Source organism: Dietzia sp. IBK-p2-16D (assembly GCF_057773085.1).
The window spans coordinates 1-483 of the sequence record NZ_JBYMTL010000038.1 but is presented as its reverse complement, the minus strand read 5'-3'; the positions used below and the strand labels follow the sequence as shown (position 1 = coordinate 483).

Sequence of the window (483 nt, the reverse complement as noted above, 5' to 3'; positions counted from 1 at the left end):
CATTTTGCAAGTGCATACCGATAATCTGGAAAATGCGACCGATATTAAGGAACAACACACAGCAATACAGGCCATAGGCAAAAGCACACGCCGTCTGGCACACCTGGTTAAGCAGTTAATGGAAACAGAAAAACTGGAACATAGTATTGTACTGCAATATCAGGCAATTCAGCTTCTTAGGTTAACAGAGGATGCTCTGGCATCAATAGATTTTCAGCTAATTGATCGCGTAATCTGGGTGGTCGATATACCAAAACAACTGCAAGTACGGGTCGATCCTGCATTATTTCAGGCCGCATTACGTAATTTATTGGACAATGCAGCTAAGTATGCGCCTGCTCAAAGTGAGGTCAGTATCAAGGCGCGTATAGAACAGCACGCTGTAGTGATAAGTGTGAGTAATGCAATTAATGGTGATATTACGCTTGAGCTAGCCCGATTGGGAGAGCGCTTTTTCCGGAGTTATGGTCATCAGGATGTTGC

General features: G+C 43.9%; 1 protein-coding gene. It reads left to right on the top strand.

Going from position 1 to position 483, the window contains the following annotated elements; all coding sequences use genetic code 11:
- Positions 1–483, top strand: a 483-nt coding sequence (locus AC3DE3_RS17225; protein WP_488370841.1) for a sensor histidine kinase, incomplete at both ends; no start/stop codon positions are given.